We start from the raw sequence: 14,797 nt of genomic DNA, 5'->3' as shown, positions 1-14,797 counted from the left end.
CAGCATCGCCTTTAGGTTGCGGCGCAACATGGGCTGCGAGGGGTGGTGCGGACATGGCCGAAGTGGGGGAGGCCGACGCCGGGGGGCGGGTGATCGCCGTCGCCAACATGAAGGGCGGGGTGGGCAAGACCACCACCGTCGTCATGCTGGCGGAAGGCTTCGCGGAGCAGGGCGCGCGGGTGGTGGTGGTCGATCTCGACGCCCAGGCCAACGCCTCCTACTGCTTCGCCCATGACGACGAGCTGCGCGCGATCCTCGACCGCCGCCAATCGGTGACGTCCTTCCTCGCCGACCGGCTGCTCTATGGCGACCGCACCTCCATCGCCCAGTACATCTCGCCGAGCATCTGCCACGTGATGAAGGCGGGCGAGGAACTGGCCATCGACATGGTGGTGGCGAGCCCCCGCCTGCGTCTGCTGGAGCGCGAGATAGTCCTGCGGCTGGCAGAGAAGAATTACGGGCTGCGCTCGCTGGAAGGCCAGTCCCTGCAAGTGCTCGACGAGGCGCTCGGCTACCTGCGCGCGCATTATGACGTGGTGCTGTTCGACTGCGCGCCCGGCATCTCCGCCTTCACCGAGGTGGCCATCCGCCTCGCCGACATGGTGATCGTGCCCACCATTCCAGACTATCTCTCCACCCTCGGCTTCGACGCCTTCCGCGCCTCGGTGTGGGAGAACGCCCACGTCACGCGCTCCGCCTTGCCCCAGCCGAAGCGCCGGCCGCTGGTGCTGGCGAGCCGGGTGCACGCCCAGAAGATCCAGCATCGCGACACCCTCATCAGCCTGCGGGACGAGGCGGAGGAAGCCGATGCGGTCTATGAGATGTTCGACACGGAAGTCCGCAATCAGGCCGCCATCGAGCGGGCTATGGACCCGGAAAACTTTCCCTACGCGCCCTCCTTCGAGCAGAAATGGTACAACGCGGTGGATGCTGTGCGCGATCTGGTGAACGAGACGCGGAGGCGGCTCCATGGCTGAGACTTCGGATTTCTTCGCTCTGCTCGCGGCCATCGGCGGCAAGGCCGGCCTGTTCCCGGCCGGCGGCAATCTCGCGCGCAAGGCAGTGAACGAGATCGTCCGCGCGCAACTGGTGGCGGAGGGCACGGACCTCGACGCGCTGCGCGCCATCCGCGCCTTGCTCGGCCCCACGGCCTTCGCCGAGGCACTGGATGGCGTGCCCGCCCCCAAGACCAAGGCGCTGCTCACCCGCGTCGATCCGAACGCCCCTGCCCTCGCCCAGCCCGGCGACCGGGTGAAGGCGCTCCTCGCCTTGGCCGACGGCAGCCGCGCCCCGGCCGCGCCCGCCGCCAAGCCGGCGAAGAAGGCCTCCTCGCGCAAGGCGCCTGCGGCGGCGCCCGCTCCGGCCGAACCCGCGCCCCTCGACAGGAAGCCCGCGCCGCGCAAGCGAAAGATCACCGGGCGGACGGCGCTGCGGGTGTCGGAAGAGCGCTGAGGCTCAGGATTACGCCTTGTCCTTCTGCGGCGCCGGGTCCGGCCCCAGCGTGAAGATCTCCGCCACCGCCACGAAGGTGGGCACGAACAGGCACCACATGCCCACCGCGCGATAGAGCAGCGCCGCCGAAAGGCAGCCGAAGAGGAAGGCGGCGAGGTACGCACTCATCCGCCCGAGGCGGGCGCGGGTGGCGGGGATGTTCGTGCCCTCCAGCGGCCGCCAGAGATTGGCGATGTCCACCAGCACCTGCGTGAACGTGCCCGTCATCACGGTGGAGGGCGGCGAGTCGGTGAGGTGGGTGCGGTGGAGCGCGTTCTGCAGCGCCATGGCCGCCACCAAAGTCATGCCCATCATCACGGCAGCGGGAGAGTCGTGGTCGTAGAACGGCCCGTTCTGCACCGCCACCAGCGCCGCATGGGCGAGCAGCACGAGCTTTGCCGCCATCAGGATGCGGAAATCGTCCCGCCCGCGCCGGGCGAGAAACAGGCTCAGCTCCCGCGCGCACAACACCACGATGGCGAACACCGGCAGCGCCATAACCTTCGCCAGCGAGGGCGTATCCCCGTGGGCCAGCGAGGCGGCGATGGTGACGAAATTGCCGGTGACATGGGCCGCGAACAGCCCGCCCAGCGCGACGAAGCCCGCCGCATCCACGAAGCCGGCGTTGAAGCAGAGGAGGACGGCGAGCAGGACCTTCACGGCAGCAACCTCACCCGGCCTCGGCCACGTCGCGGATGCGCAGCGCCACCCGCGTCTCGCCCTGCCAGGTGTCGATGTCGAGGCACCCGGCGACGTGCAGATTGCGCCCGCGCCCGGCCAATAGCGCCCGGCCCAGCGGCTCCTCGGCGCAGCGGAAGGCGGTGGCCTTCAGGGTCGTGCCGTCCGGCGAGGAGATGCGGGCGCGCACATGGCCGGCGCCGAAGCTCTCGACATAGCTGATGCGGTGGCCGGGAAAGGCGAACACCGGCTCGGGATTGCCGGCGCCGAACGGGCCGGCGCGGGAAACGGTCTCCACGAGATCCAGCGTGGCGCCACGTGCGGTCAGCGCGCCGTCGATGGACAGGGTGCCCTCGGCGCGGGCGCGCTCCACGTCCGGCGCGAGGCGCTGCTCCAGCTCTGCGCGCAAGGCGCCGAGCTGGCGGCGCTCCACCGTGAGGCCGGCCGCCATGGCATGGCCGCCGCCTTTCACCAGAAGCCCGCTTTCCACCGCCCCGCGCACCGCGCGGCCGATGTCCACGCCGGGAATGGAGCGGCCGGAGCCGGTGCCGGTCTCGCCATTGAAGGCGATGGCGAAGGCCGGGCGCTGGAAGCGCTCCTTCAGCCGCGCCGCGACCAGGCCGACGACGCCGGGGTGCCACCCCTCGCCGCTCACCACCACCACGGCGCCCTCCTCCGAGATGCCGAGCGCCGCCTGCGCCTCCGCCTCGGCGGCGGCGAGGATGGCGCGTTCCACCTCCTGCCGCTCGGCGTTGAGACGGTCCAGTTCGGCGGCGATGCCGCGCGCCTCGGCGGGGTCCTGCGTCAGTAGCAGGCGCGCGCCCAGCGTCGCCTCGCCGATGCGCCCGCCGGCATTGATGCGCGGGCCGATGAGGAAGCCGAGATGAAAGGGCCGCGGCGGCCCGTCGAGCCGCGCCGCGTCCATCAGCGCCGTGAGGCCGATGCGGGTGCGCCGGCGCATGGCGAGGAGTCCCTTCGCCACGAAGGCGCGGTTGAGGCCGATGAGGGGCACCACGTCCGCCACGGTCGCCAGCGCCACGATGTCGAGGGCGTCCAGCAGGTCCGGCGCCGGGCGCTCGGCATTGAAATGTCCGCTCTGGCGCAGCGCCCGCACGAGGCCCACCGCCACCACGAAGGCGAGCCCGGCCGCGCACACATGGCCGAGGCCGGAGAGGTCGTCCTCCCGGTTCGGATTCACGATGGCGGTGGCGGGCGGCAGGGTCTCACCCGCCTGATGGTGGTCGATGACCACCACGTCCATGCCGAGCCTTTTCGCGGCCACCAGCGGTTCAAGCGAGGTGGTGCCGCAATCCACCGTCACCAGCAGGGTCACGCCGCGCGCGGCGAGCTGCTCGATGGCCGGCACGTTGGGGCCATAGCCCTCGAAGATGCGATCCGGGATGTGGAAGAACGGGTCGAGTCCGCCGGCCTGGAGCACGCCCACCATCAGGGCGGTGGAGCAGGCGCCGTCCACGTCATAGTCGCCGAACACCGCCACCTGCTCGCCGGTCGTGACCGCGCGGGCGAGGCGCGCCACGGCGGCGGGCATGTCGGTGAGCGTGTCGGGATCGGGCAGCAGGGTGCGGATGGAGGGGTCGAGATAGCGCTCCACCTCGTCCAGCTGCACGTTGCGGGCGGCGAGCACGCGGGCCAGAAGCTCGCTGATGCCGAAGCGCTGGGCCATGGCCAGCGCCGTCTGCCCCCCGCGCACGTCCAGCCGCTCCCGCCAGGTGCGGCCGGTGGCGGAGCGGGCGACGTCGAGGAAGAGGCGATTCGGCACGGCGATGTTCACGCGCGCATGAAGCCAGAGGAGAGGCGCGGCGTCGAGCGCGGGCGGGCACAGCTCAATTGTTGCCATTCTGTTCCCCTCGCCCTCCGGCTCTGTCACTATGGGGAAATCAGGGGCCGCGGCGCCGTCCCGATTCGCGCCGGCCCTGCCGTTCTGCTATCTGGCGCCCAAACCTCCGACCTCAGAGACCCATGTCCGACAGCGATAATTCCGACGATCTCTTCGCCGCCCGCCCGCGCGGTGCCAGCAAGTCGCCTGCGCGGGAATCGACCGGCAGAGAGAGCGCGCGCAGCAAGGCCGCAGTCGTGCCCGCCATGGCGGGCGATTATACCGCCGCCCATATCGAGGTGCTGGAAGGGCTGGAGCCGGTGCGGCGCCGCCCGGGCATGTATATCGGCGGCACCGATTCCAAGGCGCTGCACCACCTCTTCGCCGAGGTGGTGGACAACTCGATGGACGAGGCCGTGGCCGGCCACGCCACATTCATCGAGGTGCAGCTCGGCGCCGACGGCTATCTCACCGTCTCGGACAATGGCCGCGGCATCCCGGTGGAGGAGCACCCCAAGTTTCCCGGCAAGTCGGCGCTGGAGGTCATCATGACCACGCTGCACGCCGGCGGTAAGTTCGACAGCAAGGTCTACGAGACCTCCGGCGGCCTGCATGGCGTCGGCGTCTCGGTGGTCAACGCGCTCTCCGACGATCTGGAAGTGGAGATCGCGCGCAACCAGACCCTCTATCGCCAGAGCTTCTCCAAGGGCGTGCCGCAGGGTCCGCTCAAGGAAGTCGGCCGCATCACCAACCGGCGCGGCACCCGCGTGCGCTTCCATCCCGATCCGGAAATCTTCGGTGCCGGCGCCCATTTCGAGCCGGCGCGCGTGTTCCGCATGGCCCGGTCCAAGGCCTACCTGTTCGGTGGGGTGGAAATCCGCTGGTCGTGCGACCCCGAGCTGCTGAAGGCCGGCGAGAACATCCCGGAAAAGACGGTCTTCCGCTTCCCCGGCGGCCTGAAGGACTATCTGGCGGCGGACCTCGAAGGCAACACGCTGGTCCATCCCGACATCTTCGCCGGCCGCATCCAGAAGACCGGCGGGCACGGCTCGGTGGAATGGGCGGTGGCGTGGGTGGCGGATGCCGACGGCAGCATCTCCTCCTACTGCAACACCATCCCCACCCCCGACGGCGGCACCCATGAGAACGGTCTCAAGGCGGTTCTGCTCAAGGGCCTGAAGGACTATTCGGAGCGCGCCGGACAGGGCAAGCGCGGCTCCGTCATCACCGGCGACGACGTGATCACCGGCTGCGCCGCCATGCTCTCCGTGTTCGTGCGCGAGCCGGAATTCCAGGGCCAGACCAAGGACCGCCTCGCCACCGCCGAGGCCGCCCGCATCGTCGAGCAGGCCCTGCGCGACCCGTTCGACCACTGGCTCGCGGCCAATCCGGTGCAGGCCTCGCGCCTGCTCGACCATGTGATCGACCGCGCCGAGGAGCGGCTGCGCCGCAAGCAGGAAAAGGAGGTCTCCCGCAAGACCGCCGTGCGCAAGCTGCGCCTGCCTGGCAAGCTCGCGGACTGCTCCAACACCGAGGCGGCCGGCTCGGAAATCTTCATCGTCGAGGGCGACTCGGCCGGCGGCTCGGCCAAGCAGGCGCGGGACCGCAAGACGCAGGCGGTGCTGCCCCTGCGCGGCAAGATCCTGAACGTCGCCAACGCCACCCGCGACAAGCTCGCCGCCAACCAGCAGCTCGCCGATCTCGGCCAGGCGCTGGGCTGCGGCACGCTCGCCCATTATCGCGAGACGGACCTTCGCTACGAGAAGGTCATCATCATGACCGACGCCGACGTGGACGGCGCGCACATCGCCTCCCTCCTCGTCACCTTCTTCTTCCGCCAGATGCCGAAGCTGATCGAAGAGGGCCACCTCTTCCTCGCCGTGCCGCCGCTCTACCGCATCACGCAGGGCGCCAAGACCCTCTATGCGCGGGACGACGCCCACCGCGAGCGGCTGCTGAAGAAGGAGTTTTCGGCCAAGGGCAAGGTGGATGTGGGCCGCTTCAAGGGCCTCGGCGAGATGATGCCGGCGCAGCTCAAGGAAACCACCATGGACCCGAAGACGCGCACCCTGCAGCGCGTCTCCGTGGAGGATGCCGAGCGCGCCGCCACCGTGGATCTCGTGGAACGGCTCATGGGCAACAAGCCGGAAGCCCGCTTCGCCTTCATCTCCGAGCGCGCCGCCTTCGCCGGCGAGGAGATGCTGGACATCTGAGCCGGCGCGGGGGCGCCGGGCGATTAACGCCGCCATCGCGGCACCGGAGGGGGAAGATCATGGGGGACGGGAAGAACGTACCGCGCGCAGGGCGCCGCGTGCGGATGGCTCTGGCGGGCGGCCTCGCGCTGGCGACGCTGCTGCCGGGGGCGGCGCGGGCGCAGTCGTTCGGCAATGACGAGCAGTCCTGCGTCTCTTACGGCTACTGGGCGGTCTCCGTCATCTATCTGGCGGCGAGCCAGGGCTGCGACTGGAAGCGCGCCAACGAATGGATCGACCCCATGCGCCACGCCAAATGGTGCATGGGCCAGTCGGCGCAATCCATGTCCAGGGCGCCACAGGTCCACCGCAACGGCGTCACCGCCCGCTGCGCCAAGCAGGGCGCTTCGGTGAAGATCAATATCTGACGGGAGCCGCCTCCCTCACGGGGTCCGCATCTCAAAGCGTCTCGGGGGGTGAAATCTGGCCCCGCCTCGGCTGGAGCAGCCCGGCAGGGCCGGCGAGCAGCAGCATGCCGATGCCGGCGGTGATGAACATGGCCCCCACCCCGGCAAAACCCGCCGCCTGCGTCAGCCCCAGCGCGCCCAACGCCTGGCCGATGAAGAAGGAGGAGGCGAACAGCGCCAGCGCCGATCCGCGCGCCTCGGGAGCCAGTTCCGTGGCAAGGATCTGCAGCACGTTGTGAATCATGTAGAAGGCGAAGCCCGCCCCGGCGAAGATCGCCGCCATGAGCACCAGCCCATGGGCGCGGGTGGCGAGAATGAGCAGCACGCCCACCCCCGCCGCGCCCCAGCGCACCATGCCGCTGAGGCCGAGATAGCGGACCAGCAGCGGCACGGCGAAGGTATAGACGGCGCCGCCGATGGCGAAGGCCGCGAGCGCGATGCCGGCCTCCTTGGCGTTGCCGATGCCCTGGTGGACCATCAGCGGCGCCACCAGCGGAAACACGCCGAAGCTCAGCGCCCCCTCGATCGCGACCACGCCGTAGACCTTGATGGACAGCGGGTTGCGCAGCACCAGCCCATAGCGGGCGATGGAGGCGGCGAAGGACAAAGGCTTGCGCTCGCCCTCCTCCGTCAGGCCGAAGGTCGTGGCGAGCGCCGCCAGCGCCGCGACGGCGAGGGCGCACCAGAACACCTCGCGCCACCCCACCAGTTCGGCGATGAAGCCGGCCAGCGCCGAGCCGGAGAGCTGGCCCAGCACCAGGGCGAGCAGCACGCGGCTGAGGGCCAGAGGCCGCCGCTCGAACGGCACGCGATCACCCACCGTAGCCAGCACCACGGGAATGATGCCGCCGGCGAAGGCGCCGCTGAAGACGCGGGAGGCCAGCAGCACCTCGTGGCTGGTCGCCGAGGCCGAGACCGCGAGGCCGAGGGAGAGCATGGCGAGGTTCACGCGGATGAGCCGCACCTTGCCCACCGCATCGCCGATGGGGCCGAACACCAGCTGCATCAGCGCATAGGGAAAGGTGAAGGCGCTGGCGAGCATCGCCACCTGCTGCAACGTCACCTGAAGCTCACTCGCCAGGATGTTCAGCATGGGATCGACGACGCGCATGGAAAACGCGCTCGCGAACGCCGCGAGGCCGAGGACGAGGAGGAAAGGCATGGGATCCGGAACGGCGACAGGAATGCCATCCGTGCGGCGTCGGCCGGATCGGGTCAACCCGACGAGACCGCATGGGTGCAGCGCACACTCATTCGCCGCGCGCATGGCGACTGCCCGCAAAGCGTGCATTTCCGCGCCACCGCCGGAAGATCGGCGCTTTATGCCCGCCGAATCGGCGAGACCGGGCGGAAAACATTGACACGGCGCATCATTTTCTTATGTTGCTATGCGTCGTCCGAGATATGTCGAATCCAAGCGCGCCGACCGACGACCACTCGTCTGACCCCGTACGGCACGGGACGTTCGATCAGCGGCGCGCCGCCGCATCCAAAAGATGCAATGTCATTTTCCGAGCTCGGCCTGAGCGATAAGGTTCTCGCGGCTGTCGCCGATACTGGCTACACGACCCCGACCCCCATCCAGGCCCAGGCCATCCCCCATGTTCTCGCGCGCCGGGATGTTCTCGGCCTCGCGCAGACAGGTACCGGCAAGACCGCCGCCTTCACGCTCCCCATGCTGACGCTGCTGGAGCAGGGCCGCGCCCGTGCCCGCATGCCGCGCACTCTCATCCTGGAACCCACCCGCGAGCTCGCGGCCCAGGTGGAAGAGAATTTCACGCGCTACGGCAAGTACAGCAAGCTCAACGTCGCCCTGCTCATTGGCGGCGTTTCCTTCGGCGACCAGGACACCAAGCTCGTTCGCGGCGTGGATGTGCTGATCGCCACCCCCGGCCGCCTGCTCGACCATGTGGAGCGCGGCCGCCTGCTCCTCTCCGGCATCGAAGTGCTCGTCATCGACGAAGCCGACCGCATGCTGGACATGGGCTTCATCCCGGACATCGAGCGCATCTGCAAGCTCGTGCCCTTCACCCGCCAGACGCTGTTCTTCTCGGCCACCATGCCGCCGGAGATCCAGCGCCTCGTCTCGCAATTCCTCTCCAACCCGGTTCGGGTGGAGGTCTCCAAGCCCGCGTCCACCGCTACCACGGTGACGCAGGAACTGGTCGCCTCCGGCCGCGAGGACTACGAGAAGCGCGACGTCCTGCGGGAGCTGATCCGAGGCTGCGAGAATTTGCAGAACGGCATCATCTTCTGCAACCGCAAGCGCGATGTGGCGGTGCTCCACCGCTCGCTGCAGAAGCACGGCTTCAATGCCGTCGCCCTGCACGGCGACATGGACCAGCACGCCCGCATCAAGGCGCTGGACGAGTTCCGCAACGGCGAGGCGACCTTGCTGGTTGCCTCCGACGTGGCCGCCCGCGGCCTCGACATTCCGGCGGTGAGCCACGTCTTCAACTATGACGTGCCCCACCACGCCGAGGATTACGTCCACCGCATCGGCCGCACCGGCCGCGCCGGCCGCGCCGGCACGGCCTACACCATGGTCACGCACCTCGATGCCAAGTCCCTCTCGGCCATCGAGAAGCTGATCGGCAATCCGATCCCCTGGCATGGCACGCCCTTGGGCGAGGCCCCGCCGGCCTCCGAGCGCCGTGGGCGCGAGGATGGCCGTCTGCGCGGCAAGCGCCGCATGGACAAGGAGCCCCGCGAGGGCCGTGGTGATCGCGAAGGTCGCGGCGAGCGCGAGCCGCGCCGTGAGCGCGAGCCCCGGGCCGAAGGCGCGGAGCGTGCCGAGCGTCAGCCGCGGGCTGAACGGGCGGAGCGTCCCGAACGCGCCGATCGTCCTGAGCGCACAGAGCGTCCCGAGCGCACCGAACGTCCCGAGCGTCAGGAGCGGGAACGCGCCGCACGTCCGGAACGGAGTGCCGAGCGTGGCGACCGCCCCGAGCGCAACCGCCGTCCCACCCGCGAGGATGCTGCCGAGGCGCGTCCCCCGCGCCGCGAGCGGGCGCCCGCCAACGAGCCGGCGGACATGTCCCACCTCCCCGCCTTCCTTCTGCGCCCCGTGCGTGTGAAGGCGGGTGCGTGAAGGCAGCTGCGTGAAGGCTTGCGCCGACCTCCGGGCCGGCGCATTCTTTCAAATGTTCTGATGGATCAGCGCGCCGCTCAGCCTTGGGCCGGCGCGCTTTTCTTTTTGGCGGCGGGCGTCTTCCCGCCCGCTCCGCCTGCCGGCTTCGGCATTTTCGCAGGCGCTCCGCCTGCCGGCCGGGCTTTAGCTTTGGCCTCACTGGCCGCGTGCGCCACGAAGAGGGCACGGCGGGCGAGGGCGGCGAGGTCGTCGGCATCGTCGAGTGCCGCCTCGGGCACGGACCAGTAGCCGCCCATGGTGCGCACGACGCCCTTGGCCTCGTAGCTGAAGGGGACCGAGCCCCGCACCTTCAGATCCTCGGCGAGTGCCGCATCGGCCTTGAGGTAAAAGGTCTCGCCCGCCCACAAGGCGAACATCAGCCCGTCCGCATAGAGCCCGGCCCCGCCGAACATGCGCCTGATGGCCACCGGGCCGAAGGCAGCGAAGAGATCGGCAATCGCGTCCTCGTCCATTCCCCCCTCCCCACTCAGGCGCCGCGCGGGCTTGTCACATTGCTTCGCTCAGGCGCCGCGCGGGCTTGAAAGGCGGCTCAGCCGAGCGCCAGCACCTGTGCCGCCGCGTCCATCTCGGTGCGGCGGGCGGCGCGGCGGGCGGTGGCGAGTTCGTCCTCGCCCCATTGCTCGCGGTTGAAATCCTCGTCCACATGGGCCGCCGTCCACGCCGCGTCGGCGGAGAGCGCGCCCTCGGCCACCGCAAGGGCGAGGAGGGCGGAGCCGGTGAGCGTGGTGATGGAATGCACGGCCGCGAGGCGCAGCGGATCGGCCGGCACCAGCGCCCGCACCTTCGCCAGCGCCTCCTCCGGCTGCTTTACATGGGTGATGCCCTCAGCGAGGAAAAAGCGCGCGCCGTGGGTGGCGCCCATCCAGTCCAGCACGGCATCCCAGTGCTTCGCCTGCCGGTCCAGCAGCTTCTGCGGGCCGTCGGCGCGATAGAAGAGCATGTCGGTGCCAGCGTAGTTCACCACCTCGTCCGCCACCGCCTGCGCCTCCGGCGTCACCCGGTCGAGGGCGACGTTGACGAGCCGGGTCAGCGGCATGCTGAAAGGGTCGATCTCGGTCTGCTGGGCCGCCCATTCGGCCGCCATGGCTTCCGCCAGCGCGCGGGTCGGCGCCTTGAGGAGGACGCGCGCGGGGGTGCGCACCGGGCGGCCGTCGAGGAGGATGGTGAAACCGCCCTCCCCCTCGCCCACGCTGACTTCCTTGTAGAAGCGCTTGGGCAGAGGCGCCTTCTGGGCGGCGCGGGCGCGGGCGACGGGATCGCCCAGATCGCCGCTCTCCACATCTTCCAGGAACTCACGCATCTCGAGCTGTCCTCAGATCACGACGCGGCGGCTAGAGCGCGATCCGATCAAGTTGAATCAACTTGATCGGTGAATCGCCCTCTCACTTTAAGAACGAGAACGCGTGATCCGATCTGATTGCGAGGCAATCAGATCGGCGCGTGCTCTCGCCAGAAGCTCCGCGATGGCGTCGGGCACCTCGCGGAAATGCTGGACGATGCGGTCGGCGCCGGCCCGCTCCAGCGCCGGCGTCTCATGATAGCCCCAGGCGACGCCGAGCGCCGAGGCCCCGGCCTGCAGGGCCATGGAGATGTCGTAGGTGGTATCGCCGATCACCACCGTGTCCTCCGGCCGCGCACCAACCTCGCCCATGGCCTGGAACACCATGGCCGGATGGGGCTTGGACGGCGCATCGTCGGCAGTCTGGATGGTGGAGAACCAGCCTTCCATGCCCTGCACGGCGAGGATGCGGTTCACCCCCCGCCGCGACTTACCGGTGACGATGCCGAGCACCACGTCCTCGCGCTGGCGCAGCCCCTCCAGCACCTCGCGGGCGCCGTCGAACATGGGCTCGGGGGCATCGGCGTTCAGCATGCGGTTGAAGGCGACCTTGTAGGCATCGACCATCGCCTGAATGGGATAGGACGCATCCCCCTGCGACAGCACGGCGAACGCCTGCGGCAGCGAGAGCCCCACCACCGAGAGCAGCTTCTCCCGGTCGGGCACCGGCACGCCGTAGGCGACGTGAACATCGTTCATGGCCGAGACGATCAGGTGCTGGCTGTCCACCAGCGTGCCGTCGCAATCGAACAGCACCAGCTTCAGGCCGGCGGCGGGGGAAGGATCGGTGTCGCCTGCTGCGCTCATTTCTGCGTCATCTGCTGGGTGGCGATATCATAAACCCATGTGGTGCCGGACGGATCGACGAAAAACACCTGCCGGAACCCGCGCTGCTCGCACTGCTTGGGGAAGGGGCCGCCGACGATCAGCTCGGCCGCCTCCTTTGCCGGGAAGTTGAACTTGATGGTGAGGAGCGTCGCGTCGTTGCCGCCGGCGGTCACCGTGAGATCGAGGCCGTTCTGGGCGAAGCTGTCCTGCTTGCTCTTGGCGAACGCCCGGCGCGCGGCGGCATCCGCCGCCGGAGCCGCGACGGGGGTGTTCACCGTGGGCAACGGCAGGGAGGCTTCCTGTCCCGGCGCGGCCGCGGGCGGCTCGGTCGGGCTCGGTGCAGCGGCCTGCGCCGGAGGCTGGGCGGGTGCCGGTTGCACGGGCGCAGGCTGTTGCGGAGCGGGGGTCGCGGGAGCGGGAGCCGTGGCCTGAACCTGCGGCTGGGCATCGGGCGTCTCGCCCGGCTCGGCCGACATGACCCACCAGACGAGGCCGCCCGAGATCAGCGCCACCACGGTGCCGCCCAGGCCCACGAGGAAGGGCATCACATAGCTCGTATGGAGCTTGCGGCCGCAGAAGGGGCAATGGGCCTCCTCGGGATAGACCTGCGCCCCGCAGCCGGGACAGAAGTCGGGCCTCGGGTTCATCGCAATCACCTCCGCACGCTCGGCCGAGTCCGTTTCGGTCGCCTGGCTGCGCCACGCTGGCGGTCGCCCCGGCCGGTCCAGCACCTTGATCGATCGATGGGCCCTGGGTCCCGCGGCGCGCCGCGAATCGCAAGGCCTCCCCCGTCACCACGAATGCACGACGGGGCGGAGGAACTGAAGCCCTCCACCCCGTCATCTCCATTCCGAATGCGCCCTTAGGAGGGCAAGGCCAGCCCGCCGGCGCCCGCTATTTCCCGAAGCCGAGGTCGAGGGGCGGCGGCGGCGCGGCATCGAGGCCCGGCGAAAGGTTCTCGAACTGCTGCTGGATCTGCTTCTGGTCCAGCTGGATGCCGCCGCTCTTGTAGTGGGTCACCATGCCCGGGAAGATCAGGATGAGCGCCACCATGATGAGCTGGATGAACACGAACGGCACCGCGCCCCAGTAGATCTGGCCCGTGGTCACAGGCTGCATCATCTTGCCCGTCACCCGGTCCACATAGGGCACCTTGGCCGCTACCGAGCGCAGGAAGAACAGGGCGAAGCCGAACGGCGGATGCATGAACGAGGTCTGCATGTTCACCGCCAGCATCACGCCGAACCAGATGAGGTCGATGCCCATCTTGTCCGCCGCAGGCCCCAGCAGCGGGATGATGATGAAGGCCAGCTCGAAATAATCGAGGAAGAAGGCTAGCACGAACACCAGCGCGTTCACCGCGATGAGGAAGCCGGTCTGCCCGCCGGGCAGCGACACCAGCAGCTCCTCCACCCACTTGTGCCCGTCCACCCCGTAGAAGGTGAGCGAGAACACGCGCGCGCCGAGCAGGATGAACAGCACGAAGGCGGAAAGCTTGGCGGTGGAATAGGTCGCCTGCCGCAGCAGGTCGAACTTCAGCCGGCCGCGGGCGAAGGCGAGGATGACCGCGCCGAGCGAGCCCATGGCGCCGCCCTCGGTCGGCGTCGCGACGCCGATGAAGATGGTGCCGAGCACGAGGAAGATGAGCGCCAGCGGCGGCACCATCACGAACACCACCTGCTCGGCGAGCTTGGACATCAGCTTCAGCCGGAACAGGCGGTTGATGACCGCCACCACGAAGGCGATGCCCACCGTGGCCGACATGGTGAGCACCACATAGTCCGCGCCGAACTTCACATGGCTGCGCTCCATCAGCACGATGCCGCCGGCGATGGAGAAGGCGAGCGCGATGAAGAGGGAAGGCGTCAGCAGCTTCGCCGTGCCCGACATGACGAAATAGAGCAGCACGAACGCCACGACGCCCCACACCGCCACGTTGGCGACGCCGGGAATGGCTCCGGCCGTAAGGCCCGGCAGCGAGCCCGTGGCGATGAGCCAGGCGAAGCCCGCTGCCGCCAGCGCGCCGAGAATGCGCGACGGCATCGTCTTCTGCTCGGGGTCGCGCAGGGTCTGCGCCTCCAGCGGCAGGCCGGGCGCGGCGCTCGGGAAGATCGAGGAGACGATGAAGATGTAGAGCGCGTAGAGGCCGGCGAGCAGCAGGCCGGGCACGAACGCGCCCTCGTACATGTCGCCCACCGAGCGGTTCAGCTGGTCGGCCATGACGATGAGCACGAGGGAGGGCGGGATGATCTGCGCCAGCGTGCCCGACGCCGCGATGACGCCGGAGGCGACACGCCGGTCGTAGCCGTAGCGCAGCATGATGGGCAGCGAGATGAGGCCCATGGAGATCACCGAGGCCGCCACCACGCCGGTGGTCGCCGCGAGCAGCGCGCCGACGAAGATCACCGCATAGGCGAGACCGCCGCGGATGGAGCCGAACACCTGCCCGATGGTGTCGAGCAGGTCCTCCGCCATGCCGGAGCGTTCCAGCACGAGGCCCATGAAGGTGAAGAAGGGCACCGCGAGGAGCACTTCATTGTTCATGGTGCCGTACACGCGCTCGGGCAGCGCCTGCAGGAACTTGGGCTCGAACAGGCCCAGTTCGATGCCGATGAGGCCGAAGATCAGGCCGTTGGCCGCCAGCGAGAAGGCGACCGGGTAGCCAAGCAGCAGGAACAGCACCAGCGCGCCGAACATGATCGGCGCCATGTTGTGGATGAACCAGCCGCGGAAGCCGGGCTCGGCCGCCATCGCCACGTCGGGCAGCGCGATGAGCAAAGTGGCAAGGAACGCGACGGCGAGCGCGGCGACGGG

13 protein-coding genes are annotated in these 14,797 nt (G+C 69.4%); 5 read left to right on the top strand and 8 right to left on the bottom strand.

Features of this window, described 5'->3' with window-relative positions; genetic code table 11:
* The first annotated feature begins 53 nt into the window (after positions 1–53).
* Both XAN126_RS0110155 and XAN126_RS28695 read left to right on the top strand, forming a co-directional pair.
* Positions 54–977, top strand: a complete 924-nt coding sequence (locus XAN126_RS0110155; RefSeq protein ID WP_024278485.1) for an AAA family ATPase — start codon at positions 54–56, stop codon at positions 975–977.
* A complete protein-coding gene (locus XAN126_RS28695; protein WP_024278484.1) occupies positions 970–1,452 on the top strand; it encodes a hypothetical protein in 483 nt (160 codons plus the stop codon). The genes XAN126_RS0110155 and XAN126_RS28695 overlap by 8 nt, the downstream gene beginning before the upstream one ends.
* A gap of 9 nt (positions 1,453–1,461) precedes the next feature.
* Here the strand turns inward: XAN126_RS28695 and XAN126_RS0110145 are convergent, their stop codons facing one another.
* Both XAN126_RS0110145 and recJ read right to left on the bottom strand, forming a co-directional pair.
* Entirely contained in the window at positions 1,462–2,151 is a 690-nt protein-coding gene (locus XAN126_RS0110145) for a YoaK family protein (RefSeq protein ID WP_024278483.1), read from the bottom strand.
* Between the two features lie 10 nt (positions 2,152–2,161).
* Entirely contained in the window at positions 2,162–4,027 is a 1,866-nt protein-coding gene (gene recJ, locus XAN126_RS0110140; protein WP_024278482.1) for a single-stranded-DNA-specific exonuclease RecJ, read from the bottom strand.
* 122 nt (positions 4,028–4,149) lie between these two features.
* Here recJ and parE point away from each other — a divergent pair, with 122 nt between their 5' ends.
* Both parE and XAN126_RS0110130 read left to right on the top strand, forming a co-directional pair.
* A complete protein-coding gene (gene parE, locus XAN126_RS0110135) occupies positions 4,150–6,219 on the top strand; it encodes a DNA topoisomerase IV subunit B (RefSeq protein WP_024278481.1) in 2,070 nt (689 codons plus the stop codon).
* 59 nt (positions 6,220–6,278) lie between these two features.
* Entirely contained in the window at positions 6,279–6,626 is a 348-nt protein-coding gene (locus XAN126_RS0110130) for a hypothetical protein (protein WP_155982275.1), read from the top strand.
* 31 nt (positions 6,627–6,657) lie between these two features.
* Here the strand turns inward: XAN126_RS0110130 and XAN126_RS0110125 are convergent, their stop codons facing one another.
* Positions 6,658–7,827, bottom strand: a complete 1,170-nt coding sequence (locus tag XAN126_RS0110125) for an MFS transporter (protein WP_024278479.1) — start codon at positions 7,825–7,827, stop codon at positions 6,658–6,660.
* A gap of 339 nt (positions 7,828–8,166) precedes the next feature.
* On the opposite strand from XAN126_RS0110125, the gene XAN126_RS0110120 reads away from it, so the two are divergent.
* The gene (locus XAN126_RS0110120) at positions 8,167–9,756 is read left to right on the top strand and encodes a DEAD/DEAH box helicase (protein ID WP_024278478.1); all 1,590 of its coding nucleotides are present in this window, start codon (positions 8,167–8,169) and stop codon (positions 9,754–9,756) included.
* Positions 9,757–9,833: 77 nt separating this feature from the next.
* On the opposite strand, the gene XAN126_RS0110115 is transcribed toward XAN126_RS0110120, so the two are convergent.
* The 5 genes from XAN126_RS0110115 to XAN126_RS0110095 form a co-directional block, all read right to left on the bottom strand.
* Positions 9,834–10,268, bottom strand: coding sequence for a TfoX/Sxy family protein (locus XAN126_RS0110115; RefSeq protein ID WP_024278477.1), 435 nt, complete (start codon positions 10,266–10,268; stop codon positions 9,834–9,836).
* Between the two features lie 77 nt (positions 10,269–10,345).
* Positions 10,346–11,116, bottom strand: a complete 771-nt coding sequence (locus tag XAN126_RS0110110) for an ATP12 family protein (RefSeq protein WP_029877000.1) — start codon at positions 11,114–11,116, stop codon at positions 10,346–10,348.
* Positions 11,117–11,203: 87 nt separating this feature from the next.
* Positions 11,204–11,962, bottom strand: coding sequence for an HAD-IA family hydrolase (locus XAN126_RS0110105; protein WP_051460575.1), 759 nt, complete (start codon positions 11,960–11,962; stop codon positions 11,204–11,206).
* Complete coding sequence (locus XAN126_RS0110100) at positions 11,959–12,630, bottom strand: zinc ribbon domain-containing protein (RefSeq protein WP_024278475.1); 672 nt, start codon at positions 12,628–12,630, stop codon at positions 11,959–11,961. Before XAN126_RS0110100 ends, XAN126_RS0110105 begins: the two co-directional genes overlap by 4 nt.
* A 247-nt stretch (positions 12,631–12,877) precedes the next feature.
* On the bottom strand, positions 12,878–14,734 hold the full coding sequence (locus XAN126_RS0110095; RefSeq protein WP_029876998.1) for a TRAP transporter large permease subunit: 1,857 nt from the start codon (positions 14,732–14,734) through the stop codon (positions 12,878–12,880).
* Positions 14,735–14,797: the final 63 nt, after the last annotated feature.

It is taken from the genome of Xanthobacter sp. 126 (assembly GCF_000526175.1).
GTDB lineage: Bacteria > Pseudomonadota > Alphaproteobacteria > Rhizobiales > Xanthobacteraceae > Xanthobacter > Xanthobacter aminoxidans.
Note: the sequence above shows the minus strand (reverse complement) of the source record. Positions and strands in the feature narration are given on the sequence as shown.